This window comes from Ramlibacter sp. Leaf400 (assembly GCF_001424545.1).
Taxonomy (GTDB): Bacteria; Pseudomonadota; Gammaproteobacteria; order Burkholderiales; family Burkholderiaceae_C; genus Ramlibacter.
Genome location: NZ_LMQL01000014.1, coordinates 158578 through 182096 on the forward strand (window position 1 = coordinate 158578; position 23519 = coordinate 182096).

The 23519-nt window shown below is 69.6% G+C and carries 21 protein-coding genes and 1 pseudogene; 7 read left to right on the plus strand and 15 right to left on the minus strand.

The window, feature by feature from the left end:
* Nucleotides 1–16: 16 nt before the first annotated feature.
* From ASG30_RS20840 to ASG30_RS20865, 6 genes are all read right to left on the minus strand, one after another.
* Entirely contained in the window at nucleotides 17–670 is a 654-nt protein-coding gene (locus tag ASG30_RS20840; protein ID WP_055901628.1) for a nucleotidyl transferase AbiEii/AbiGii toxin family protein, read from the minus strand.
* A complete protein-coding gene (locus ASG30_RS20845) occupies nucleotides 667–1161 on the minus strand; it encodes a helix-turn-helix transcriptional regulator (RefSeq protein ID WP_055901630.1) in 495 nt (164 codons plus the stop codon). The genes ASG30_RS20840 and ASG30_RS20845 overlap by 4 nt, the downstream gene beginning before the upstream one ends.
* Nucleotides 1162–1259: 98 nt before the next feature.
* Nucleotides 1260–2900: a GMC family oxidoreductase gene (locus ASG30_RS20850; protein WP_055901632.1), complete on the minus strand. Its 1641-nt coding sequence runs from the start codon at nucleotides 2898–2900 to the stop codon at nucleotides 1260–1262.
* Nucleotides 2897–3892, minus strand: coding sequence for an ABC transporter substrate-binding protein (locus ASG30_RS20855; protein ID WP_055901636.1), 996 nt, complete (start codon nucleotides 3890–3892; stop codon nucleotides 2897–2899). Before ASG30_RS20855 ends, ASG30_RS20850 begins: the two co-directional genes overlap by 4 nt.
* 38 nt (nucleotides 3893–3930) lie before the next feature.
* On the minus strand, nucleotides 3931–4758 hold the full coding sequence (locus ASG30_RS20860) for an ABC transporter ATP-binding protein (protein ID WP_055901639.1): 828 nt from the start codon (nucleotides 4756–4758) through the stop codon (nucleotides 3931–3933).
* Nucleotides 4755–5510, minus strand: coding sequence for an ABC transporter permease (locus tag ASG30_RS20865; protein ID WP_055901641.1), 756 nt, complete (start codon nucleotides 5508–5510; stop codon nucleotides 4755–4757). Before ASG30_RS20865 ends, ASG30_RS20860 begins: the two co-directional genes overlap by 4 nt.
* Nucleotides 5511–5577: 67 nt before the next feature.
* Between ASG30_RS20865 and ASG30_RS20870 the strand changes: the two genes are divergently transcribed.
* Nucleotides 5578–6324: a GntR family transcriptional regulator gene (locus ASG30_RS20870; RefSeq protein ID WP_235579860.1), complete on the plus strand. Its 747-nt coding sequence runs from the start codon at nucleotides 5578–5580 to the stop codon at nucleotides 6322–6324.
* Nucleotides 6321–7466 carry a mandelate racemase/muconate lactonizing enzyme family protein gene (locus ASG30_RS20875; protein WP_055901647.1) on the plus strand — a complete coding sequence of 382 codons (1146 nt, stop codon included), beginning with the start codon at nucleotides 6321–6323 and terminating at the stop codon, nucleotides 7464–7466. Before ASG30_RS20870 ends, ASG30_RS20875 begins: the two co-directional genes overlap by 4 nt.
* Before the next feature lie 27 nt (nucleotides 7467–7493).
* On the opposite strand, the gene ASG30_RS22725 is transcribed toward ASG30_RS20875, so the two are convergent.
* Nucleotides 7494–7643, minus strand: a complete 150-nt coding sequence (locus tag ASG30_RS22725; RefSeq protein WP_156385643.1) for a hypothetical protein — start codon at nucleotides 7641–7643, stop codon at nucleotides 7494–7496.
* A gap of 229 nt (nucleotides 7644–7872) precedes the next feature.
* On the opposite strand from ASG30_RS22725, the gene ASG30_RS20880 reads away from it, so the two are divergent.
* From ASG30_RS20880 to ASG30_RS20900, 5 genes are all read left to right on the plus strand, one after another.
* Nucleotides 7873–8259 carry a hypothetical protein gene (locus tag ASG30_RS20880; protein WP_055901651.1) on the plus strand — a complete coding sequence of 129 codons (387 nt, stop codon included), beginning with the start codon at nucleotides 7873–7875 and terminating at the stop codon, nucleotides 8257–8259.
* An 82-nt stretch (nucleotides 8260–8341) separates the two neighbouring features.
* A complete protein-coding gene (locus ASG30_RS20885) occupies nucleotides 8342–10966 on the plus strand; it encodes an ATP-binding protein (RefSeq protein ID WP_055901654.1) in 2625 nt (874 codons plus the stop codon).
* Between the two features lie 78 nt (nucleotides 10967–11044).
* Nucleotides 11045–11821: a response regulator gene (locus ASG30_RS20890; protein ID WP_055901658.1), complete on the plus strand. Its 777-nt coding sequence runs from the start codon at nucleotides 11045–11047 to the stop codon at nucleotides 11819–11821.
* Nucleotides 11822–11871: 50 nt separating this feature from the next.
* Nucleotides 11872–12177 carry an acylphosphatase gene (locus ASG30_RS20895; RefSeq protein ID WP_055901661.1) on the plus strand — a complete coding sequence of 102 codons (306 nt, stop codon included), beginning with the start codon at nucleotides 11872–11874 and terminating at the stop codon, nucleotides 12175–12177.
* Nucleotides 12178–12230: 53 nt separating this feature from the next.
* Nucleotides 12231–12557 carry a GYD domain-containing protein gene (locus tag ASG30_RS20900; RefSeq protein ID WP_055901664.1) on the plus strand — a complete coding sequence of 109 codons (327 nt, stop codon included), beginning with the start codon at nucleotides 12231–12233 and terminating at the stop codon, nucleotides 12555–12557.
* Between the two features lie 60 nt (nucleotides 12558–12617).
* Here ASG30_RS20900 and ASG30_RS22285 read toward each other — a convergent pair.
* From ASG30_RS22285 to ASG30_RS20930, 8 genes and pseudogenes are all read right to left on the minus strand, one after another.
* Nucleotides 12618–12803 (minus strand): annotated as a pseudogene (locus ASG30_RS22285) (IS5-like element ISCARN85 family transposase); the annotation flags it as partial.
* Between the two features lie 70 nt (nucleotides 12804–12873).
* Nucleotides 12874–13314 carry a hypothetical protein gene (locus ASG30_RS22830; protein WP_162243758.1) on the minus strand — a complete coding sequence of 147 codons (441 nt, stop codon included), beginning with the start codon at nucleotides 13312–13314 and terminating at the stop codon, nucleotides 12874–12876.
* A gap of 10 nt (nucleotides 13315–13324) precedes the next feature.
* Nucleotides 13325–17944, minus strand: a complete 4620-nt coding sequence (locus tag ASG30_RS20905) for an RHS repeat-associated core domain-containing protein (protein WP_055901667.1) — start codon at nucleotides 17942–17944, stop codon at nucleotides 13325–13327.
* A gap of 65 nt (nucleotides 17945–18009) precedes the next feature.
* Nucleotides 18010–18813 carry an alpha/beta fold hydrolase gene (locus tag ASG30_RS20910; protein ID WP_055901668.1) on the minus strand — a complete coding sequence of 268 codons (804 nt, stop codon included), beginning with the start codon at nucleotides 18811–18813 and terminating at the stop codon, nucleotides 18010–18012.
* Nucleotides 18814–18815: 2 nt separating this feature from the next.
* A complete protein-coding gene (locus ASG30_RS20915) occupies nucleotides 18816–19622 on the minus strand; it encodes an alpha/beta hydrolase family protein (protein ID WP_055901671.1) in 807 nt (268 codons plus the stop codon).
* Complete coding sequence (locus ASG30_RS20920; RefSeq protein WP_055901673.1) at nucleotides 19606–20757, minus strand: DUF3182 family protein; 1152 nt, start codon at nucleotides 20755–20757, stop codon at nucleotides 19606–19608. The genes ASG30_RS20915 and ASG30_RS20920 overlap by 17 nt, the downstream gene beginning before the upstream one ends.
* A gap of 110 nt (nucleotides 20758–20867) precedes the next feature.
* Nucleotides 20868–21686 carry a crotonase/enoyl-CoA hydratase family protein gene (locus ASG30_RS20925; protein ID WP_055901676.1) on the minus strand — a complete coding sequence of 273 codons (819 nt, stop codon included), beginning with the start codon at nucleotides 21684–21686 and terminating at the stop codon, nucleotides 20868–20870.
* A 22-nt stretch (nucleotides 21687–21708) separates the two neighbouring features.
* Entirely contained in the window at nucleotides 21709–23505 is a 1797-nt protein-coding gene (locus tag ASG30_RS20930; protein ID WP_055901678.1) for a feruloyl-CoA synthase, read from the minus strand.
* Between the last annotated feature and the right edge of the window lie 14 nt (nucleotides 23506–23519).

Below are 23519 nucleotides of genomic sequence, written 5' to 3' on the forward strand. Positions count from 1 at the left end.
GGCTCGGGGCCGCGCCTCAGTTGCGGCGACCGAGCACCTGTTCGGCCAGGTCCATGCAATCGTCGAACGAGCGCTCGTAGGCCAGACGATCGATCCGGTTGAATTCGGCGCGCGCCAGGTCGCGGTAGTCCTGAAGGCGCTCCAGGAAGGTGCGCGAGTGCTCGGCGAAGAACGGCCGCGCCACCTCGATGGCCTCCGGCTCCAGTTCCGCAACCGCGCACAGGTCGAAGAGGTCTCGCGCCTTGGCCATGTGGCCGCGATGGTGCATCTTCTTGGCGATGATCTCGGCGCAAGTTTCCACGTGGAGGGTGCGCCCGAGGTAGTGGACGGCTTCCCACGGGGCATCCGTCAACGGAGTCCCCACGACGATGTCGATCTCGCCGGTGGGCAAGAGGAGCTTGATGTACTCGGCCGCCTCCTGGTAGTTCGTCGTCAAGGCTTCGGCCGCGTCCGTCAGGCGCGGCGAGAAATGCCCCAGGTACTGAGGATCGGGCACGAACAGGTCGATGTCCTTGCTGTGCCGGTGATTCAGGCGAAGCATGAGGACCGTTCCGCCACCGAAACTCCACACCGGCTTACGGACCATCGTGGCCAGGTGGTCCGTCAGCGTCAGCGCTTGAGCGAGCAACTCTTGCCATGCGCCTGGCCGGGTGAAATCGGCCCGCTTCATGACCAGATGCCTCGGGTGCACCCCAGCACGCTCGCAAGCTGGCGCATCCTCTGCCAGGTCACCTTCGCGGGCACCTCGTCTTCCCTCTCCAGTTGCTTCGCAACGGACGAGAGCACGCCCACCGGTGCCTCCTCGAGCAGCGTCCGCAGCTGAGGGATGTAGTCGGGCGGCACGACGCCTTTGAGCAGGACCGAGCGAAGCGTCTTGACGGGGATGGGATCGGCGTAGCTCACGCTGGCCGTCCGCGCGGCGGTTTCCAGGGCACTGGCCGCGTCCTTAGCGTTGCGCGAACCCGTGACGCCCAAGCCGTAGCCCAGCAAGTTGGCCACCTGCTCGGCATTCGTTAGGCTGAGGTTGGCAATCTTTCCGGTCTCAAGCTGGTTGATGGTGGCGCGGGACAGGCCAACGAGTTCGGCCAGGCGCTCCTGGGTCAAGCCCATCTCCGCCCGCTGGCGTTTCACCAGGTTGGAGAGTTCGTGGAGGATGGCCATGGCCCTGACAATCTAGCACCCATGACCGGACGTGTCAAATTTATTCGACACAATTATGTCTGATATTTTTCTCTTTTAGAAGTCAAATTTACCGAACATCAGACTGGAATGCTCTCTGCTGTTGCCTTCGCCCCCGCCAGCACCATCGCCGCCCCCTTCTCCCCGATCATCACCGCCGCCGCATTCGTGTTGGTCGACACCATCGCCGGCATCACCGACGCATCGATCACCCGCAGCCGCTCGACGCCGCGCACGCGCAGCTGGGGATCGACGACGGAGCGCTCGTCGGCCCCCATGCGGCAGGTGCTGGTGGGATGGAACACGGTGCCGCCCCTGGTGCGCGCGAACGCCTCCAGCGGCGCATCACCCTGCACCCCGTTGCCCGGCAGGTACTCCTCATCGGTGACCAGGTTGCGGAACGACGGCTGGCGGTAGATGTCGCGCAGCATCTTCAGGCCGGAGACGAGCACCCGCGCGTCGTGCGGGTGCGTGAGGTAGTTCGAGACGATGCGCGGCGCCTGCAGCGGGTCGGCTGAGCGCAGTTGCACGGTGCCGCGCGACAGCGGCCGGCACTGCGCGGCCGAGGCCGAGAAGCCCGAGAAGCGGTGCAGCGGATCGCCCGGCTTGTCCACCGACAGCGGCATCACGTTGAACAGCACGTCCGGCCGGCCACCGGTGGCGTGCTCGCTGCACACCATGCCGCCGACCTGGCCGGCGCCCACGGTGAGCGGCCCGCGCTGGCCGGCCAGCCACTGCCAGCCCATCGAGGCCAGCGCCATCGGGTTGCGCACCTGGTCGTTGAGCGACATGCGCCGCTTGAGCTTGACGATCACGCGCGCCTGGTAGTGGTCCTGCAGGTTCTCGCCGACCTCGGGCGAATCGGCCTTCACCTCGACGCCGTGGGCGGCCAGCAGGCCGGCGGGTCCGACGCCGGACAGCTGCAGCACCTGCGGCGACTGCAGCGCGCCCGCGGCCAGCAGCACTTCGCCGTCGGCCTGGGCGCGGCGGGTGCGGCCCTGCGCCAGCCATTCGACGCCGCGCGCCACGCCGCGCTCGATCAGCACCCGCGTGACGTGCACGCCGGTCAGCACCGTCAGGTTGGGCCGGTCCAGCGCCGGCGCCAGGAAAGCGGTGGCGGCATCGCAGCGCCAGTGCCCGCGCAGCGTGAGCTGGTAGGCGCCCAGCCCTTCGGTTCTTGCGCCGTTGAAATCGGGATTGCGCCCGAAGCCCGCCTCCACGCCCGCATCGATCCAGGCGTCGCAGTAGGGATGCTCGTTGCGCAGGTCCGAGACGCACAGCTCGCCGCCGCCGCCGTGGTACTCGCTCTCGCCGCCCTGGTAGCGCTCGGACTTCCTGAAGTACGGGAGCACGTCGCGGTAGCCCCAGCCTTCGCAGCCGGCGCGCGCCCAGTCGTCGAAGTCGGCGTGCTGGCCGCGGATGTAGAGCAGGCCGTTGATCGCGCTGGAGCCGCCCAGCACCTTGCCCCGCGGCCAGACGATCTGCCGCCGGCCGGTGGCCTCCTGCGGCTCCAGCGGGAATTGCCAGGTGAAGCGCGGGTCGTAGATGCTGCGGAAGTAGCCGATCGGCAGCCGCAGCCAGAAGTGCCCGCCCTTGCCGCCGGCCTCCAGCAGCAGCACGCGGCAGGACGGGTCGGCGGAGAGGCGGTTGGCCAGCACGCAGCCGGCCGAGCCGGCCCCGACGATGACGTAGTCGTAGCCGGCCGCGGCTACGTCGCTCATGCCTTGATCGATTCCAGGAAGGGCTTCGGGTCGAAATACTGGTCGGCCTTCAGCGCGCCCTGGATGTTGGCGTTGGACACGAAGAAGTCCGTCACCTGCTGCAGCCACTTGGTGACCGTGCCGTCCTGGTAGCGGGTGCGCCACTCGGCGTTGGTGTAGTACTTGGACGCCTTGAACTGCTCCTTGAAGTCGGGCAGCGGCACTTCCTTGTAGTTGGACTTCTGCAGCTGCTCGGCCGCAGCGTCGGGCTTGGAGGTGATGAACTCGTTGGCTTCGGCCCAGCCGGCGATCAGCTTGTTGATGGTCGGGCGGTTCTTGTCGTACCAGTCGTTGCGCGCCGCCCAGCCGCCCATGATGGCCGCTTCCGGGAAGAAGGCCGACGCGTCGCTGATCTTGCGGGCGTTGGGCATCTTCTGCTTGACCGTCACGTCGAAGGGCACCCACAACGCCACCGCCGGCACCGCGCCGGAGATGAACGACGTCACCGCCTCGGTCATGCGCTGGTTGACCAGCTGCACGTCCTTGGCCGGGTCGACCTTGGCCGAGCGCAGCGCCCGGTCGAGGAACACGTGGGCGGTGGTGCCGGTGGTGGTGGAGATCTGCTTGCCCTTGAGGTCGGCGATGGACTTGATGTCCTCGCGCACCCACAGCTGGGCGGTGGCGTACTCGATGTTGTTCATCAGGAACACCTTGCCCTGGCCGCGCGCCGGGAAGTTGGACAGCACCGCGCCGGTGGCCAGCATGTCCAGGCTGCCGCCGATCATGGCCTGGAACAGCTCCAGCCCGGTGGTGAACTGCACCAGTTCCAGCCCGAGCCCCTGCTTGGCGAAGCTGCCGTTCTGCTGGCCGATCCAGATGTGGCCGTCGACCGCCGGCGTGTGCAGGTAGCCGACCTTCACCTTGGTGCGGGCCTGCGCGAAGGCGGGGAAGGCGGCGGCCGCCGCGGTGGCGGCAGCGGCCGCCCGGATCACTTGCCTGCGTTGAAGGGCCATGGTTGTCTCCTGGTGGTGGGATGGAAGAAGGCGCGGCCTCAGTCCGACAGGCGCACCGGTTGCTGCCGCGCCTGCGCGGCGTACTCCTGCATCACGAGCTCGCGGATCTGCGCGCGCAGCTCGCCGAAGCGGGGATCCTCGTGCACGCCCTCGGCGCGCGGGTAGCCGAACGGCACCTCGATGATGGTGCGGATGCGGGCCGGCCGCGCCGTCACGACCACGATGCGCGAGGACAGGTAGATCGCCTCCTCGACCGAGTGGGTGATCAGCATCACGGTCTTGCCCTCGGTCTGCAGCACCTCCAGCAGCAGGTCCTGCATGGCCGAGCGGGTCTGTGCGTCCAGCGCGCCGAAGGGCTCGTCCATCAGCAGGAACTGCGGCCGCACCGCGTAGGCGCGGGCGATGGCCAGGCGCTGGCGCATGCCGCCCGAGAGGTGCTTGGGATAGTGGTCGGCGAAGTCGGACAGGCCCATAAGCCGCATGTAGCGCTGCGTCACCTCCTCGCGCTGGCCGGCGGCGGCGCGATTGGACTTCAGGCGCAGGCCGAACTCGATGTTCTGACGCACCGTGAGCCAGGGGAACACGCCGTACTCCTGGAAGATCACGCCGCGGTCCGGCCCCGGGCCGGGCACGGGCTGGCCGTCCAGCAGCACGCGGCCCTCGCTGGGCTGCACGAAGCCGCCCAGGATGTTCATCATGGTGGTCTTGCCGCAGCCCGAGGGGCCGATGACCGAGACGAACTCGCCGTTGGCGATGTCGAAGCTCACGCCGTCGAGCACGCGCATCGGGCCCTGCGCGGTGGGGAACTCCACCGACACGTTCTCGAATCGGATGCGGGGCGCGGCCCCGTTGACGGCGGCGCTCATGCGATGCGGTCCTGCCAGGCGAGCAGCCGGCGCGTGGCCACGCGCAGCAGCAGGTCCATGACCAGCGCGACGAAGCCGATGCAGATGATGCCCACGTAGATGATGTCCAGCTGGAAGAACGAGGACGCGTTCTGGATCAGCGCGCCCAGCCCCTGCTGCGCGGCGATCAGCTCCGAGGCGACCAGCGTGGCCCAGGCCACGCCCAGCGCCACGCGCACGGCGGTGAGGATGTGCGGCACCGTCAGCGGCACGATGACCTTGGCGAAGATCTCGGTGTCGCTGGCCCCGAGCGTGCGCGCCACCTTGATGAAGATCGGGCTGATCTGGGCGATGCCCTCGTACATCACGATCACGCCGGCGAAGAACGAGGCGTAGAACAGGATGGCGGTCTTGGCCGCCTCGCCGATGCCGAAGTAGACGATCACCAGCGGGATCAGCGCGATGGGCGGCAGCGCGCGGAAGAAGTTGATCACCGGGTCCATGAAGCGGCGCAGCCCCCGGTACCAGCCCAGGCAGAAGCCCACCGGCACCGCCAGCGAAACCCCCAGCAGCACGCCCAGGAACACGCGCTGCGTGGACATCAGCACGTCCTGCCACAGGCGGCCCTGCGACAGCTCGAGGAACTTGCTGAACACCTGGTGCGGCGCCGGCACCAGGGCCGGGTTGATGAAGCCGCTGGCGCGGATGGCGTACCAGACCGCGAGGATCAGCAGCCACGGCGCCAGCAGCCAGAGGACGTTTCTACCCAGCATTTCTACCCAGCATCCGGGCCCGGGAAGGCCTGTTTACCTAACATCCTATCGATAGTACTATTTCACCGTGCGCGCCACAACCCCGACATCCCTGGCCCCGCTCCTGGACAGCGCCGTGCCGATGTACCAGCAGCTGGCCGACCTGATGCGCTCGCGCATCGAGCGCGGGCAGTGGCCGCGCGAGCACCGCCTGCCGTCCCTCGAGGAGCTGATGCGCGAGTTCGGCGTCGCCCGGGTCACGGTGCGCCAGGCCATCGACGTGCTCGCCCGCCAGGGCCTGCTGTCGCCGCAGCGCGGGCGCGGCACCTTCGTCACCGGCGAGCCGGAGCGCAAGCGCATCATCAACGTGGTCACCTCCCTGAGCGAGCTGGCCCGGGTGTACGAGGACACGCAGCCGCGCATCGTGAACATCGACGAGTCGGTCACGTCGGCGCCGCTGTCGCTGGCCGAAGGCACGCCGGCGGAGCGCTACGCCTACATGCGGCGCGTGCACCTGCGCGACGGCAAGCCCTACTGCGTGATCGACATCTACCTGGACGAGCGCATCTTCCGCCAGGCGCGCTCGCGCTTTCGCAACAACACGGTGATCCCCATCCTGACGTCCATGCCCGGCGTGGACATCCACATCGCGCACCAGGTCCTCACCATCGCCACCGCCGACCTGGTGGTGGCCCACCACCTGGAGCTGCAGGTCAACGCGCCGGTGGCCGAGGTGCGGCGCATCTTCAAGGACCGCGAAGGCGTGGTCATCTACCTGGCCGACGTCACCTACCGCGGCGACGCCATCCGCCTCGAAATGGACCTCAAGCCGTGAACCTCCGACCGCTGCCCAGCCTTCCCGTCCGCCCGGTGCGGGTCCAGGCCTTCGTGCTGCGCGCCCCGATCGCCACGCCGGTGCAGACCTCCTTCGGGACCATGCACGACCGGCCCGCCCTCTTCGTGCGCGTCGAGGACGAGGACGGCGCCTTCGGCTGGGGCGAGGTGTGGTGCAACTTCCCCTCCTGCGGCGCGGAACACCGCGCCCGCCTGGTGGAGACGGTGCTCGCACCGCTGCTGACGGCGCGCGCCTGGCCGGATCCGGCCGAGGCCTTCGAATCGCTCTCGCGCGCCACGGCGGTGCTGGCCCTCCAGTCGGGCGAGCCGGGGCCGATCGCGCAGGCGATCGCGGGCCTGGACCTCGCGCTCTGGGACCTGTGCGCCCGCCGCGCCGGGCAGCCGCTCTGGCAGCTCCTGGGCGGTGAAGGCGACGAGGTCGCGGTCTATGCCAGCGGCATCAACCCGACGAACCCCGAGCGCATCGTCGCCGAGCGCCACGACGACGGCTACCGCGCCTTCAAGCTCAAGATCGGCTTCGGCCGCGAGCGAGACCTGGCCAACCTGGCCACGCTGCGCCGCCAGTGGCCCGGGCTGCCGCTGATGACCGATGCCAACCAGGCCTGGACCCTGGCCGAGACGCTGGACATGCTGCCGGCGCTGGAAGGCTTCGGCCTGGGCTGGCTGGAGGAGCCGTTGCGCGCCGACCGCCCCTGGAGCGAATGGCAGCAGCTCGCGGCCGCGGGCACGGTGCCGCTGGCCGGCGGCGAGAACGTCTCGGGCCACGAGGCCTTCGACGCCGCGATAGCCAGCGGCGCGCTGCGCGTGCTGCAGCCGGACATCGCCAAGTGGGGCGGCATCTCGGGCTGCTGGCCGGTGGTGCAGCGTGGGCTGGCGTCGGGGCTGCGCTACTGCCCGCACTACCTGGGCGGCGGCATCGGCCTGCTGGCCTCGGCCCACCTGCTGGCGGCGGTGCAGGCGCCCGCGGGCATGCTGGAGGTCGACGCCAATCCCAATCCGCTGCGCACGCTGCTGGCGCCGGTGTTCACCCGGCCGCAGGAAGGCCGCTGCCGGCTGGGCACCGCCCCGGGCCTGGGCATCGTGCCCGACCTGGATGCCGTGCGCCGCGAAATCCGCGCGTAGCGACCCGCGGCCCCGGCTCCGCCCGCCTCAGGCCGACACCCGGTTGTACCGCTCGATCTGGCAGGCGTAGGAAGCCTCGCCTTGCGTGGCGCAGGGCGACGCGGTGGACGGCGGCTGCATGAAGCCGGTGCAGCCGGCGAGCGCGAGCAGCAGGACGAGAGCCGATGCCTTGGCCATGTTCGCTCCTTCTTCTGGGTGGGAAGCCCACCGCGAATGTACGCCGCGGCCTGCGGCCGGGCTGGGCCAGCTCGGCGTGGCGCGCGATACGTTCGAAATACAAATCGGTGGATCGCTGAAGTCGAACGAATACGGGCGGCGGCCAGAGTACGGGCTCCCAAACAGGGACCGGCGAAGCGAGGAGCGAGCCCGCCGGCCCCGACTGTCCACCCCGCTCCCGGAGAAGACCATGAACCGCATCGCATCCGCCCTCGCCTTCGCCAGCAGCGCCGCCGCCGCTGCGCTGGCTGCCTTCGCCATGTCCGGCAGCGCCTATGCCGAGACGCCCACGATCGACACCACCAAGTTCACCAGCATGCGCAGCCGTGCCGAAGTGCGCAGCGAAGCCCTGGCCGACCGTGCCCGCCTGTCGAGCGCCGGCTCGGAATGGCTGACCCAGCAGAGCGGGCCGCTGCCGCGCAGCGGCATGACCCGGGCGCAGGCGCGTGCCGAGTACATCGCCGACAGGGATGAGGTGCTGGCCCGCAATTCGGAAATCGGCGATACGTCGCGCTTCGCCTCGGCGAAGGGTCGCGCCACAATGCCCACGATGCTGGCCGGGCAGCCGGCGCGTTGACGTGCGACGGGGCGTGCAGCAGCGCCTCCCTAGCCACGGCCTCCGCGCGGCGCAGCCTGCGCGGACGCCCCGGAGGGCCGACATGAACACGCGAGTGCCGAACCTCGAAGCCTGCCCCGTACGCCCCCCCGAGGCCCAGGCCGAGGCGTTGCGGCGCGCGGCCGTCGCGGTCGCCCATCCCAACCATGCCGAGCTGTTCGCCGTGCTGGCGCGCGAGCTGGCGGCCCTGCTGGAGGTCGCCCTCGTGCTGGTGGCGGTCTACTCCGAGGATTCGCGCAGCAAGATGCGCACGCTGGCGGTCAGCCTGGATGGCCGGGCCCGACCGAACTTCGGCTTCCACCTGGAGGACCTGGGCTTCTCGCCCGAGCCCGGCCCTTCCTACCAGTTCCTGCCGACCGGCGCCCGCCCACGGCTGGGGCGCGGCAGCCTCTTCGCGCGGGCCCGCATGGACTCGCTGGCGGCCTTCCCGCTGACCGACAGCGGCGGCGAGCCGCTCGGCCTGCTGCTGGCCATGAACCGCCGCCCGATGGACCACTGCCTGGCCAGCCACGTGGAGACCATGCTCGGGCTGTTCGGCACCCGCGCCTGCGCCGAGATCGAGCGGCAGCGCACCGAGGAGACGTTGCGCGCGGTCGCCCTGGCCGTCTCCGCCGCGGGCAGCGACACCGTGTTCGACGAACTGGTGCGCCTCCTGGCCACCATCCTGCACGTGGACGTGGCCGTGGTGGCGCGGCACGAGCCTTCCGAGCCCGAGGGCATGCGCATCCTGGCCCTGTACTGCGACGGCCACGTGATGCGCGACATGAGCTATTCGCTGGTCGGCACGCCCTGCGCCACGGTGCTGGGCCAGCACTTCCGCGCCTACCCCAAGGGCCTGCAAGCCCTTTTTCCCGGCGATCGCGAGCTGCGCGAGCTCGGCTGCCAGGGCTACGCCGGCCATCCGCTCACGGCCCTGGACGGCACGCCCATCGGCATCGTCTCGGTGGCCTCGCGCCGGCCGCTCACGCAGGTGGGCCGCCTGCGGGCCACGCTCGAGATCTTCGCCGTGCGCTGCGCCGCCGAAGTGGAGCGGCTGCGCGCCAGCGAATCGCAGAAGCTGGCCATGGAGGACCTGCGCCAGCGCGAACGCGAACTGCAGCGCAGCGAGGAGCAGTACCGCACCATCTTCAATGCGTCCGTCGACCCGATGGCGCTGCGCGACGCGCGCTTTCGCGTCGTCGACGTCAACGCCACCTACGAGGCCATGACGGGCTATTCGCGGGCCGAGGTGATCGGCCTGGACCGCGTGCTGGCCAATCCCGAGCATGCCGGCGCGGCCATCCGCGCGATGCACGAGCAGGCCCTGGTGGGCGCCACCGTGCGGCTGGAGACGCAGCTGCTGCGGCGCGACGGCCACCGCTACGACCTGGAACTGCGCGGCGTGCCCATCACGCACCGCGGCCAGCCGCACGTGCTGTACATCGGGCGCGACGTCACCGAGCGCGCCGCGGCCGAGCGGCGCCGCTCCGAACTCGAACGCCAGCTGCGCCAGGCCCAGAAGATGGAGGCCATCGGCCAGCTCACCGGCGGCCTGGCGCACGACTTCAACAACATCCTGACCACGGTGCTCGGCTACATCGGCATGGCGCAGGAGCGTCCCAGCATCGCGGCCGACCCGCCGCTGGCAAGGCAGCTGGAGCAGGCCCGGCTGGCGGCCGAGCGGGCGCGCGAACACGTGGCGCAGCTGCTGTCGTTCTCCAGCCCGCGGCGCGGCGAGCGCAAGCTGCTCGCGCCGCCGCAACTGGCGGCCCAGGTGCTGCAACTGCTGCGACCCAACCTGCCCACGTCGATCGCGGTCGACTGGCAGCCTCCGCCCGACACGGCGCCATTGCCGCCGGTGGTGGCCGACCCGGTGCAGTTCGAGCAGGCGCTGCTCAACCTGTGCCTGAACGCGCGCGATGCCATCGGCGAGCAGGGCACGATCCGCCTGCGCACCGGCCATGCGCCGGCCGCCGGCCACTGCGCCTCCTGCAGCGCGCGGCTGGACACCGACCGCTGGGTGTACTTCGAGGTGGCGGACGACGGCCTGGGCATGAGCCGGGAGGTGACCGAGCGCATGTTCGAGCCCTTCTTCACCACCAAGGACGTGGGCCGCGGCACCGGCATGGGCCTGGCGATGGTGCACGGCATCGTGCACGACCACGGCGGCCACCTGCAGGTCCGGTCCGCGCCAGGTCGAGGCACCACGTTCCGGGTGCTGCTGCCCGCCGGCGAACAGCAGTGCGAAACGGAGCAGGCCGCGTCTTCGGCGTCGCCCGCGAGCAGCGCCCCCTTGCGGGGCCGCGTGCTGCTGGTCGAGGACGAGCCCATCGTCAGCGCCTTCATGAGCGAGCTGATGGGCGGCTGGGGCCTGGACGTCGTGCACGAGTGCGACCCGCTCGCGGCCGCGCGGCGGCTGATCGCGCACGGCGAGCCCTTCTCGCTGCTGCTCACCGACCAGACCATGCCCGGCATGACAGGGCTGGCCCTCGCCCGCCATGCGACGCGCGAGCGGCCCGGCCTGCCGGTGCTGCTGTACACGGGCAATGCCTCCGATGTCAGCGAGGAGGAACTTTCGGCCTGCGGCGTGGCCAGCCTGCTGCGCAAGCCGATCGACGCGGCCGTGCTGCGGCCGCTGCTGGGCGAGCTGCTCGGCGCTGCGCAAGTCGTTGAAACACAAGCCCTCTGAGTGTTGGCGCCCGCACACGGTGTAACGACCGTGTAAGGCATGAGCGTTCGCGGGCCGCCCTGTGCAGAATCCGGCCGAATGAACGACGTGCGCACGCGGCTGCTCGTGGTGGACGACGATCCGTCCATCCGGGCCATGCTGCGCGAGTACCTCGAGGGCCACGGCTTCGCGGTGGCCGAGGCGGGCAACGGCGCTCAGATGCGCGAGCACATGCAAGCCGCCGTGCCGCATGCGGTGCTGCTCGACGTCGCACTGCCGGGCGAGGACGGCCTGGTGCTGGCCCGCTTCCTGCGCGAACACTACGACCTCGGTCTCATCATGGTCACCGCCTCGGCCGAGGTGGTGGACCGCGTGGTCGGCCTGGAGCTGGGCGCCGACGACTACGTGACCAAGCCGTTCGACCTGCGCGAGTTGCTGGCGCGGCTCAAGAGCGTGCTGCGGCGCGTGCAGGCCCGGCAGCCGCCGAAGGCGACCGCCGAGGTGCACGGCCAGCAACAGCAGCAGCCGCAGTCGCCGTCGCAGCAGCAGTCCGAGGTCGCTCGCCTGCAGCGCTTCGGCCGCTGCGAGGTCGACCTGGAAGCGCACCGCATGTTCGACGTCGACGGTGCCGAGGTGACCCTCACGCCGATGGAATACCAGCTGCTCGCGGCCTTCCTGGCCAATCCCAACCGCGTGCTCACGCGCGACCAGCTGCTGCTGCGCACGCGCAACCGCGAATGGGAGCCGTTCGACCGCTCCATCGACATCCGCATCGGCCGCCTGCGCCGCAAGGTCGAGCCCGATCCGGACGGCGACCCGCGCTGCATCCGCACCGTGCGCAACGCGGGCTACATGTACGTGCCCAACGGCAAGTAGCGCGCGCACGCGGCAGGCCTGGGCTGAGCGAGTCGATCACCCACCAGCCCATGGACCAACGCGACGAAACGGCTCTCCAGACCCGGTTGGTGCGCGTGCGCGGCCGGGTGCAGGGCGTGGGCTACCGGTATGCCTGCGTGCAGCAGGCCCGCGCGCTGGGCATCACGGGCTGGGTGCGCAACAGGGCCGACGATTCGGTCGAGGCGATGCTGCAGGGCAACCCGATCCAGCTGGCCAGCATGTGCCAGTGGATGGAGCACGACGTGCCCGCGGCGCGGGTCGAGCGCATCGACGTCGACGAGGTGCGGCCGCCGCCCCCGCGCCTGGACCGCTTCGAGCAGCGGCCCAGCGAGTGAACCGGCCAGCCGATTGATTTTCCGACGCGTCGTCGGTTCGAAGGAGAAGGTAAATGCCGCTCTACCTCACCCGGTTCAACTACACGCCCGCCACCTGGGCCAGGCTCATCCGGAACCCGGAGGACCGCCGCAATGCGGCCAGGGAGTACGTCGAATCGGTCGGCGGCAAGCTGCACGGCTTCTGGTACGCCTTCGGCGAGCACGACGGCTACAACCTGTGGGAGGCGCCGGACAACGTGTCGATGGCTTCCACCGTGCTTGCGATCAACGCGGGCGGCGCGATGAACTCCATTCAGACCACGGTGCTGATGACCGTCGAGGAGACGATGGCGGCCATGCAGAAGGCCAACCAGATCAAGTACCGGCCGCCGGGGCAGTAGGTTCTGCCTCTCGGGCTGCTCAGATCTGAACGGTTGTCATTCCGGTCCTTGCTGCTTAGGGGGGATCGGTCCTGTGCCCAAGGCCAACTGGCGGGTCTCATCACCTTCGTAGTCTCGATCCATGATCAGATGGAGGGGACGGCTGGTGGGCCCCGGGCTCTGAATTAAACGCCTGCCTTCGTGTGCGTCGTGAGCCTGTCCTGGCGACAGGCAAAAAGTTGCGGCCGTCCGAGCGTCCGCGGCAACTGGTCGGGCGTGATCTCCATGCGCCAAGCGTCTCACACGGCTATGCTTGGCTCGCTAGTGTTAACACGCCCTAGTTGGGGAGGCGCCAAAAGTGGATGGGGCTGGTGGGCGTGCCAATTGCGAAGAGCCCTCCATCGCCGCAGCGATACGATGTGAAGCCACTTGGGTTGAAGCGATCCTTCGTCAGATCGCCGGGCCACCAAGTGCTGACACGCCCCACGGGGACGTCTTCCACGCGAAGTTCGGCCTTGGAGCACACTCGGGCAATTTCGTCCACTTCACGCGGGCCAGCTCTGAATTGCATCCAGACCGCGTTTGTGTCTAAGTTCGTTTCGAGCTTAATCGCTCTCACATCATTGGGGAGAGACTCGGAAACCCAGCCCTTGGTGATAACTCCATCTGCACGGAGCGAAGCGCCGTCAGCATATTCGCGCTGCACCATGTCCGTGCGGCTGCATCCGATCACCACCCCCGCAGCAACGAACAGGATCCACTTCCATCTGATCCACATGGTCAATCTTTCAATAAGTGCTAGGCAGCCCGTAGGGTCTAAAAGGTGCGCACATCAGCTCACAAGAGCCCTTGGGATTCGATGTGCCCTGATCGCGCCCGTACTCGTTCGCGATCTGATCGGACGCGTTGTCTGAAGCTGGGTATCGCTTGACGTTCTGGTCCCACCATTCGCGCGTCTCGCTGATCGTGCAAGCCATCGCGCTTCCGCCAGGGCCACGCTGCGATGCCTGACAATTTGCCTTGCAATGGAAGTACTTATCTGCGCCCTTCCACCAAGCGTCGCGCATGTCGCTGTAGTTCCGGTAAAAGTCTAGCGCTGCTCCGGCGGCTTGGGCTGATCCAGGTGCGTAGTTGTGAGCGGCGGCGTTTCCTCGACTGCCCATCAAGCCATATGGATCGATGAAGCTGAGAGGGTCGCCGTTTACATAGGCAAAGCGATTTGGGCCGTCTTGCAAGCCGGTCGGGTCGGCTTGCGTGAATCGCCCGTCGCGAGCGTTGTACCAGCGCAAGATGTTGTTCGAAAGCCCTGCCTCGGCGTCCTCCGCCTGCCCAGGGAACCTCAAGCTGAAATCAATCGGCTCCGTCGCCTTCAACTGCGCCGGCTCACCTGGCGACGGGCTGCGCGCCACCAGCGGCCCCGTCGTCTTGTTGTCCCCGAATGCGCTGTAAGGCCACTGCCATACCGGCCGCCTCTCTTCATCCGTCACCAGTCTGGGCGTGCCCAAGTGATCGGTATGAACCGCATACAGCTTCCCATTGCGGTAGAAGCCTACCGGGATCGCCGACCCGTCCTCCAGCGGCAGCCAGATGTATTCCGTCCGACCTTTTCCCCGGGCCGAGCCGGTGTCGTACTCGCCAAGCAAAGCCCAGGGTGGCAACTCTCCGTCCCCGAATATGTAGGCCGTCCCTACGCTCGCTTCGACCTGCGCCGTCGTGAACAGCCATCCGAACCGCCGCTTCAGCCAGGCCACGAACCCGTCCCCCAGCGTCTCGGCACTCGGAATGCCGGGCTCGCCGCCGGGTTCACTCCTGAACACGCGCTGGCCTGCGCCGTTGTGCAGGTAGCGCACCGTCACCGCTTCATAGTTGTGCCCGCTGCGGACCCTGGAGAGACGGTTCGCCGCGTCGTACTCGTACTGCCGCAGGCCGTCGTCCGTAAGCGAGCCATTGGCGTCCAGGGCGTAGGTCACCGTGGCACCGGCGGTGGAAACCGACCGGCCGTAGCGGGTCAGCTCGGTCGTTTGCGTCAGGCCCAGCAAGCGATTGCTGGCTGGATCGTCCGAGAGCACCTGCCGCGTCGTCCGCGTGAAGCCGTTCCCGTCGAATTCGCCTTCGAGGTCGATGACGCTGGTGACGCTCTTCTCCGCCGTCAGCCGGTTGCCGTTCGGGTCGTGGGTGTAGCGGGTGCTGGCCCCCGCTCGCTCGAAACGGATCACGCGGTCGCGGCTGTCGTAGCCCACGAGCCATGACAACGTGGTGGGGGTGAATCTTGCGTTGGCATCGCGCACCCACAGCGTCTGCGAGATACCGGTCATCCGCCCAGCCGCGTCGTGAACGTACTCCGCGAACTCGTTGCGGGTCATGCGGCCGTCCGTGTCGAAGAATCGCGAGGCTTCGTCGCCGCTGTGCCAGGACCATGACATCGGCTGGCCCAGTGCCGTGTGTAGCAGCTGCCAGACGAAGGGCTGCGCCTGTTGGCCAGGAGCCTGCACGGCGATCCCGATGATCCGGCCATGGATGCGTTGGTACTGCACCTGCAGCCCGCTCGGATAGCCAACGCTGGTCAGTTTTCCCTGACCGTGGTTGTAGGTGACGGAGAAGCGGCTGGGACTGTCGGGGTTGTCGTTGACCGACTGAGCCTTCGACGTGACACGTCCGTGGCCGTCGCGCTCGAACGCCGTGGAACCCGACCTGTCCTCCATACGCACAACGTCTCCAGCGGCGTTGTACTGCAGGAGGACGGTCTCCCCGTCCGCGCGGCGGATCTCCCGCGGACGCCCCATCTGGTCACGTTCGATGGTCGTGGCCTGGCCCTTGGCATCTTCGGTCCCGATCACGTCGCCGACGGCATTGCGCCGGTGCTGGACCGTACCGATGTCCGGACTGGTTTCGCTGATAACGTCGCCAAAGGCGTTGTAGTGGAATCGCGTGGCGGCGCCTTTCGGGTCGGTGAGTTGCGTCATCTGATCCAGCGCGTTCCAGGCGTGGCCGGTAGCCGCGTTGTCGGCAAAGGTCGTGGACATCACGCGGCGCAATCCGTCGAGCGCCCGGCGTGTGGTGTGGTTCAGGGGGTCGGTGATGCTGATCGGCTCGCCGTTCCCATCGTAGGCCAGGGCAGTCCTCTGCCCGAGAGCGCCCTGCAACTCGGCGACCCGGCCCAGGGCGTTGATCACGCGCCCTGTCACAAGGGCGAGCTGTCCGCTGCCGCCCCGGACCTCCTCCCGCACGCGATGTCCAGCGGCGTCCAGCGTGTAATGAATGCTGGCGCCGCGGCTGTCGTACGCGTGGACCAGTCGCCCTGCAAGGTCGTAGTCGTACTGGATTCGATAGCCGCTCGGTTGTTCGACGCTGGCCACTTGGCCCGCAAAGTTGTAGACGTAGAGAGTGGTTTCGCCTCCCTCGCTCTCGCTGGTGAGGCGGTGTCGCGCGTTCCACGCATAGGAACGAAGAGCGCGTGCGGGGCTGCTCTGCGTCAGGACGTTTCCCGCCGCATCGAAGCTGTAGCGGGTCTCCTGCCCCGCCGGGTCGATCACGCTGATCCGGTTGCCTTGCGCATCGTGGCCGTACCGCCAGAGGCCGCCACGCGGATCGGTCATCGTCTCGGCGAGACCCTGCGCGTTGTACGTCCACCGCCATGCCCTTTGCTGGCCGGACTGTGCGTCGAGGACCGTCTCGGCCAGGGTGTTTCCGAGGCCATCGTAGCTGTACTCGGTGGTCCGGCCCGGCTCGATCACGCGAATGGGCAGGCGGAGCGTGGGGTGCCACTCGAGTTGCAACTGGCGTTGCTCGGGCCTGCCTTGAGCCTGCGTGACGGAGGTGAGCAGCTTTCGCGTGTCGTAGGCGAAGACCGTGGCGACACCCAGGTGGTCGCGACTTTCCAGGACCAGGCCGCTGCTGCCGTCCACGATCCTGTCGGCCGCATCGCCGACACAATCGGCACACGGCAGGCTCTGGCCGGAGAACACCTGCCTGGCTCCGGCCGCACCGTACCTCTGCACACGCGCCGTGCCCAGCGGGTCGGTGATGCGGACGGAGCCGTCGGCGGCGAATTCCAGCTGGTGCCGCTTCGTGCCGCCAGCATGTTCCGACAGCACGGCTCGGCCCTGCGCGTCGTAGCTCCAGCGCGCGTCGCTGCCCCCGCCGGCGGCATGGGTGAGCGCCAGCGGGTAGCTGGCGTTCTCATAGTGATAGACGCGAAAGGTCGAGTCCGGGTAGGAGGCCGATGCCAGCTTGCCGAGGTAGTTGTAGAAGTAGTCGATGTATGTGCCCTCGGGCGTCGTCACGCCGGTCAAGCGGTTGTCCGTGTCGTAGTCGAACAGGAGCCGGCGTCCGAACGGATCCGTCACGCTGCGCAGCAAGCCTTGCTCATGCTGGGCCATGAAGGTCTGGCCGCCGCGCCGCACGATGCGCATGAGCCGGCCTTCGGCGTCGTAGTACTCCGCGCTTCCATCCGGCACGAGGTACTGCCAGGTCGAACCCGAAGGGTCGCTGGCCAGCCTGATCAACTGTCCGCGGGCAGCGGAATCCCCTCGCCACTCGCCGGGCCCCGCACCGGTGAAGGCATGGGCCCTGCCAGTCGGGCGAAGGGCGACCGCGCGATCATCCCGAGTCAGCACCCGCATCCCGTAGCTGTGCGTCCAGCCCGGCAGCGCGGAGTTGTAGTAGCGCACGAGCCGCAGGCCGGAAGGCGTCGAGTAGTCGAGCTCCTCCTGGTACTTGTTGCCCGTGCCCGCGAAGACTGGATTCCCGACAGCTTCAGCGCGGGTGCAGGAGCGCTGGCTTCCGATGGTGTCCGGCAGCATCTGCGGTGGCACTTCGGCGTGCGAGTCGTCGCCGGGTGGTCCGGCATTGGGGGTGAGGCCGCCGCCGACCGGGGTGCCCGGGGGCGTGGTGGAGGGGAGCACCCCGCGGTCCGCAATGCACCTGGAGAAGCCGCCTGAACCTGTGACGCAGCCGAGCGGCGGATTGTTCGGCGTCTCGGGCACCACGCACAACATGGTGATGAAGCGGTGCGGCGGACTCTGAAAGCGACCGGGGCCGATGCAGCCTGTACCCGGGCCGCAGTTGATGGAGTAGCGCCAGTTCTGCCCCGCGGTGCACTCCTCCACGAGGTAAGGGATGCGCGCCCTGGCGGGGTCCTCGATGTTGGCCGCGTCCACCGCTGCTTGTGCCGCACCACACCAGCTTCCCGCGCGCTTCGGAGGGCGGTCCCCGGGCGGGAGGCCCGGGTCGAAATAGAGGTCCCAGTAGTAGTAGAAATAGCCGAGCACCTGATTCGGCTCGGGGCAAGCCGTCAGGCTGGTGTCGTGGTACTCGACAACCTCGCCTGGTGCAACCTGAGCAGATGCCCTGCCGGACCCTACGCCGGCAAGGACCGCCAGCACCATAAGGACGCACAGTTTCTCCATCACGCCTCCAAGTCATCGGGAGGAGCGATTGGGAAGGGCAATGAACGAGAGCTGGAGGCAGAAAGTCAGTCGGGTCGCTCACCCCCGTCCAGGAACTTCGCGATCCCGGCGTTGACCACCGCCGGGTGGGTCACCGGCCCCATGTGGCCCAGCTTGGGCAGTTGCACGTGCTGCGCGCGCGCAAGCAGCTGCTGGAGCCGCCGGGCCACGCTGAGCGACGACAGCGGCGAGCGCTCGCCGGTCATCAGCAGCACCGGCCGGTCGAGCCCGCGCACGTCCTCTGGCGTCACCGGGTCCGTCATCAGGGCGTGGGCCCAGCGCCGCACGTTGCGGCAGGACTCGGCCATGGGCTTGCGCCGCTCCGGCGCGATGCGGGCCCAGCTGCCCTCGCCCATCCAGAAGTCGATGAAGGCCTGTCCGGCGGCGTCGGCATCGCCATGGTCCAGGGCCGCCGCGGCAGCCTGCACCGCCCCGCGGATGCCCTCGACATCGGCCGGCGTTTCGCGCTCGACCAGCGCGAAAAGGGTGGGCTCGTACAGCGCCACGCGGCCGATGCGCTCCCGGTGCCTCAGCGCGGCCTTGAGCGCCACGGCGCCGCCGTAGGAGTGGCCGACCAGGTGCACCGGCGCGGCGCCCTCCAGGAGCAGGGGCTCGACCAGGTCCACCTCGTCGTCGAGGCGGATCACCCGGTCGGAAGGCCACTCGGCGGTGCGGCCCGAACCCCAGCTGTCGACGGCGACGACATGGAATCGGTCGGAAAGCTGCTCCATCAACTCGCGCCACTGCCCGGAGTGGCTGGCATTGGAATGCACGCACAGCACCGTCGGGCCCTGCCCCGCCTCGCGCACGAACGGACGCGGCGTGGCCATGCTCAATCCGCCTCGCCCAGCGCCTGGTGCGACGGCGTGGCCAGCGGCTCCTGCGCCGGCGGTGCGGTGCTGCCGGTGCGGGCGCTGAGCACCATCTCGCCGATCCAGTGCACCAGCAGGGCCGTGTAGGCCTGCTGGCATTGCTTGCCGCTCAGGGCGTGGTCGGCGCCCTTGATCACGCGGTAGGTGAGCGAGCGGGCGCGCGTGAAGGCGGCGGTGTAGTTCTGCAGGGTCTGGTGCGGCACCACCGGATCGTGCTCGGACTCCACCACCAGCGCATCGCCCTCGAAGGCCGCGCAGGCGCCCAGCGCGCGGTTCTCCTGCGGCTTGACCACGCTGCGCCGGTAGGCCGCGAGGTCCTCGCGATTGAGCTGGCGCTTGGGCACGTGCCAGTCCTCGTCGCGGTAGAGCGCCGGCACGCGCAGTGCCAGCCAGCGCACCGGCCGCATCGCGCTCACCAGTGCCGCGAGGTAGCCGCCATAGCTGCTGCCCACGATCGCGATCGCGCCCGGGTCCACCACCGGATGGCCGACCAGCACGTCGTAGGCGGCCAGCACGTCCTGCAGGTTCTGCTCGCGGCTCACCGTGCCGTGCTCGGCCTGGTGGCGCACGTGGCCGCGCAGGTCGAAGGTGAGGCACACGCAGCCCAGCGCGGCGATCTCGTGGGCGCGCTCGATGTACTGGTCCTGGCTGCCGTCCCAGCCATGCACCAGCATGACGCCGGGGACCATGGTGTCGGGCGCGACCAGCGTGCCGGCCAGGTGCTTGCCGTCGACCGCGATGTCGATCTCGTTAGCTCGGGTGGACATCGCTTTCGACCACGGTGTACTTGGTCAGCGGCCCGACGTCGGGGTCGGGGCCGCGGAAATGGACGATGGCGCCGGCCGGCGGCTCGGGGCTGTCGCCGAAGACCTCGACGCCGATGGCGCGCACGCGCTGGCGCTGCGGCTCGTCGCGCAGGAGGGCCAGCGCGGCCAGCTCCGGGCCGGTGGCGCCGCCTACGCGCCAGGACTGCTCGAGCACGCCCGAGCGCCAGCCGCCCTGCGCGTCGCGGCCGAGCGCGACGTCGTAGTTGCGGCGCGAGGCGAAGAAGCCGGCGTAACAGGCGTGGACCGCCTCGTCGTAGCGACGCGCCTGGCCGATCGCGCGATCGAGTTCCGGCGCCGGGCGCAGGCCCTGCAGTGCATCGAAGCCGCCGCGCACCACGGTCAGGTCGGACCCACCGAAGACCTCGGCGCCGGAGTTGCTGCGCGTGAGGCGCTGCACGCCCCAGTAGCTCGCGACCAGGTCGTCCACCTGCACCTGTCCCACGCTGAAGGTGCGCACCTCCTCGAGGTGCTCCTCCAGCACCAGACCGTGCTCGGCGATCTCGTCGGCGTCCAGGCGGTCCAGCGTCTCCTGCAGCGCCGCCCCGTCGCGCGCGACCGACTGGCCGGTGCCGCCCTTGGCCCGCACCGGCTTGATGCGCACCGGACCCTTGCGCAGCAGGCGCAGGCCGGCGTGGTGGGCGTCCTCGCGGCTGAACGCGGAGTGGCCGTCCAGCACGGCGTCGCCGAGCCGGCGAGCGAACGCCGGGTTCCAGCCGGGCGGGTGCGCGGCCTCGTCCCCGATCAGCGGATGGCTGATGGCCTTGGTGGCGACGAAGGCCTGCGGCACGACGCCGCCGAACAGGTCGCCGGGCCCGCGGATGCCCAGCCGCGCGGCCTGTACGCCGGTGAGCGTGTCGCTGGGCACGAAGTACAGCGGGCCCGCGTAGGGCCGGCCGGGCTGGTACTCGCCGGCGACGTCGCAGCGCTTGAGCCGCGCCAGCGCGCGGGCGAAGCCTTCGAGGGTGATGCGGTCGTGCGTCGACCCCGGCGGGACGCCTTCGGGGGTGACGGTCACGACGGTGCCGCGGGTTGCCGCTGGGGCGGGCTGCTCGTCGCTGTTGCTGGCGGGGGCCACGGAACTCCTTCGCGGTTCGCGGCCCAGCCGGACGGCATGCCGCCCGAACCATTCTGGCGGCCGGCGGCGGGCGGGGTGTCGGACGAAGCCGAAAGATGCGGGGGCGGGGGTTACGGCTGGGCCAGGTCGCGGAACACCGGCGCGCGCCCTTCCAGCCCGGCGCGCACCGCCTCCCGCTGGTTGGCGCTGCCGATCAGCGCCTGCTGCTCGCGCGATTCGGTCAGCAGCACGGCCTCGGCCCGCACCACGGACGCGGCATTGAGCAGCCGCTTGGCCGCGCGCTGGGCGTCGGGGCTGCTGGCCGCGACCTGCCTGGCGGTGGCGCGCGCCTGCGCCAGCGGGTCGTCGCACACCCGCGTGGCCAGGCCCAGCTGCACGGCCTCGGCGCCTTCGACGATGCGGCCGGTGAAGGTGAGTTCGCGCGCGACGTCGGCGCGCAGCAGTTCGGCCATGAACACGCAGCCGGCCATGTCGGGCACCAGGCCCCAGCGCACCTCCATCACCGACATGCGCGTGTCCGCCCGCACGTAGCGAACGTCCGCGCCCAGCGCGATCTGCAGGCCGCCACCGAAGGCCACGCCGTGCACGGCCGCGATCACCGGCACCGGCAGCTCGCGCCAGCCCCAGGCCACCTGCTGCCAGGCGTTGGCGACGCCGTGGGTGCGCGCCATCAGGTCGTTGAAGCCCCGCTCGCCGCGGGCGATGCCCTCGAAGCTGCCCTTGTCCAGCCCGGCGCAGAAGGCGCGGCCTTCGCCGTGCAGCACCACGGCGCGCACGGACGCATCGCCCTGCAGGCGCGCGATGGCGTCCCGGATCGCCTGGAACATCGCCGGGTCCAGCGAGTTCATCTTGTCCGGGCGGGCCAGCACCACTTCGGCGACCCCGTCGGCGCCCACTTCCACGCGCACGCGCGCATCCTGCTGCTGCATTCCGTTCTCCTGGTGCGCGGCTTCAGTCCGCGACGATCACGCCCTCGCCGCCCGCGTACAGCCGCTCGACCCCTGCGGCGCGGCGCTGCAGCACCGCCCGCTGGTTGATGTAGCCCTTGTCGGTGATCTCGCCGGCGTCGGCGCTGGGCGGCTCCGCCAGGACCAGCGCCCGCGCGGGGCACTGCGACGAGCCGCCGCCCTCGTCGCGCAGCTTGCGCAGCGCCGCGGCGATGCGCGAGGCGAGCTCCTGCGGCGGCAGGCCCGCGGCCGCGGGCGAAGGAAAGACCAGCACGCCGATCTCGCGCCGGTCGTGGCCGGTGACCACCACGTCCTGCGCCAGGGGCGCGAGAGCCGAGACCACCTTCACGCGCAGCGTGCCCACCGACACCCAGGTGCCGGTGGTGAGCTTGAAGTCCTCGGCCACGCGGCCGTTGAAGACCACGCCTTGCTCGGGATGCGCTTCGTCCGCCAGGAAGCCGGCGTCGCCGATGCAGTAATAGCCTTCGGCATCGAAGGCCTGGGCCGTGAGGTGCGGTGCGTTCCGGTAGCCGGGGAAGATGCTGACGCCGCGCACGCGAAGCTCCAGCTTCTCGCCATTGGGGACGAACTTCAGCTCCAGTCCCGGCAGCACGCCGCCGATGACGCCGGCGCGCTCCAGCCGCCAGTGCGCGCTGGTGATGGCGGGCGAGGTCTCGGTCGATCCCCACGAGGTGGTGAGCCAGACGCCGTCGCCGCGAACTTTGCGCGCCAGCGCCTGCAGCCGCTCCCAGGTGGCCTGCGGCAGCGCGGCGCCCGCATAGAAGATCACGCGCAGGCGGGCGAACACCTTGCGGGCCAGCTCCGGGTCGGCCTCCAGCAGCGGCAGCGCCACGTCGAAGCCGCGTGGCACGTTGAACCAGATGGTGGGCTGCACCTCGGCCAGGTTGGCCAGCGTCTTCTCGATCAGCCCGGGCGCGGGCCGTCCCTCGTCGATGACCAGCGTGCCGCCGTTGCGCAGCACCATGTGCAGATTGTGGTTGGCGCCGAAGGTGTGGCTCCAGGGCAGCCAGTCGACCAGCACCGGCTTCTCCCGGTCGAGGAAACGCCAGGCCTGCGCGATCATCTGCTGGTTGGCGCACAGCATGCGGTGCGTGTTGACCACCACCTTGGGCTGGCCGGTGGAGCCGGACGTCAGCAGGTACTTGGCGTGCATGTCGGGCGTGATCGCCTCGTAGGCCTGGCGCACACCCGGGCCTTCCTTCTTCTCCGGCAGCGCGCTGAAGAGCAACGCACCCGGCTGCGTCTCGGCGCCGCGTCCGAACACCACCGGGCACTTCAGGCCGCTGGACGCCACGGCCGCGCCGTACACCGCCGCGTCGGAGGCATAGACCAGCGCCGGGGCCAGCGCGTCCAGGATGCCGTGGACCTTGCCGTAGTCCTTGGTCAGCCGGCAGTACGCGCTGGAGACCGTGCACACGGGGATGCCCACGTGCATCGCCGCCAGCGTGAGGAGCAGGTGCTCGAGCGAGTTGTCCGAGAGCACGACCACCGGCGCGCCGGGGGGCAGCTGCAGGTCCAGCAGGGCCTGCGCGATGCGGCCAACCCGCTCGCGCGTGGTCCGCCAGTCCAGGCGCTCCCAGGTGCCGTCGGGCCGGCGCTCGGCGAAGGCCGGTGCGTCGGGTGTCCGCGCGGCCCAGTGCTCCAGCCATTCGCCGATGCAACGTGCGTAGGGCCCGAGCGCCTCGGGTGAGCGCAGCACGAAGCCGCCGTCTTCCAGCGGCACGCGAACCGCGCGCGGCGGCGCCATGAGTGACGGGTCGTCGAGCCAGTCCAGCGGCATGTGGTCCTTCTTCC

Bases quoted from the DNA above. Each gene is read 5' to 3' on its own strand.
- ASG30_RS20840 (WP_055901628.1), bottom strand. From the start codon at position 670: ATGAAGCGGGCCGATTTCACCCGGCCAGGCGCATGGCAAGAGTTGCTC.
- ASG30_RS20845 (WP_055901630.1), bottom strand. From the start codon at position 1,161: ATGGCCATCCTCCACGAACTCTCCAACCTGGTGAAACGCCAGCGGGCG.
- ASG30_RS20850 (WP_055901632.1), bottom strand. From the start codon at position 2,900: ATGAGCGACGTAGCCGCGGCCGGCTACGACTACGTCATCGTCGGGGCC.
- ASG30_RS20855 (WP_055901636.1), bottom strand. From the start codon at position 3,892: ATGGCCCTTCAACGCAGGCAAGTGATCCGGGCGGCCGCTGCCGCCACC.
- ASG30_RS20860 (WP_055901639.1), bottom strand. From the start codon at position 4,758: ATGAGCGCCGCCGTCAACGGGGCCGCGCCCCGCATCCGATTCGAGAAC.
- ASG30_RS20865 (WP_055901641.1), bottom strand. From the start codon at position 5,510: ATGCTGGGTAGAAACGTCCTCTGGCTGCTGGCGCCGTGGCTGCTGATC.
- ASG30_RS22725 (WP_156385643.1), bottom strand. From the start codon at position 7,643: ATGGCCAAGGCATCGGCTCTCGTCCTGCTGCTCGCGCTCGCCGGCTGC.
- ASG30_RS20880 (WP_055901651.1), top strand. From the start codon at position 7,873: ATGAACCGCATCGCATCCGCCCTCGCCTTCGCCAGCAGCGCCGCCGCC.
- ASG30_RS20885 (WP_055901654.1), top strand. From the start codon at position 8,342: ATGAACACGCGAGTGCCGAACCTCGAAGCCTGCCCCGTACGCCCCCCC.
- ASG30_RS20890 (WP_055901658.1), top strand. From the start codon at position 11,045: ATGAACGACGTGCGCACGCGGCTGCTCGTGGTGGACGACGATCCGTCC.
- ASG30_RS20895 (WP_055901661.1), top strand. From the start codon at position 11,872: ATGGACCAACGCGACGAAACGGCTCTCCAGACCCGGTTGGTGCGCGTG.
- ASG30_RS20900 (WP_055901664.1), top strand. From the start codon at position 12,231: ATGCCGCTCTACCTCACCCGGTTCAACTACACGCCCGCCACCTGGGCC.
- ASG30_RS22830 (WP_162243758.1), bottom strand. From the start codon at position 13,314: ATGTGGATCAGATGGAAGTGGATCCTGTTCGTTGCTGCGGGGGTGGTG.
- ASG30_RS20905 (WP_055901667.1), bottom strand. From the start codon at position 17,944: ATGGAGAAACTGTGCGTCCTTATGGTGCTGGCGGTCCTTGCCGGCGTA.
- ASG30_RS20910 (WP_055901668.1), bottom strand. From the start codon at position 18,813: ATGGCCACGCCGCGTCCGTTCGTGCGCGAGGCGGGGCAGGGCCCGACG.
- ASG30_RS20915 (WP_055901671.1), bottom strand. From the start codon at position 19,622: ATGTCCACCCGAGCTAACGAGATCGACATCGCGGTCGACGGCAAGCAC.
- ASG30_RS20925 (WP_055901676.1), bottom strand. From the start codon at position 21,686: ATGCAGCAGCAGGATGCGCGCGTGCGCGTGGAAGTGGGCGCCGACGGG.
- ASG30_RS20930 (WP_055901678.1), bottom strand. From the start codon at position 23,505: ATGCCGCTGGACTGGCTCGACGACCCGTCACTCATGGCGCCGCCGCGC.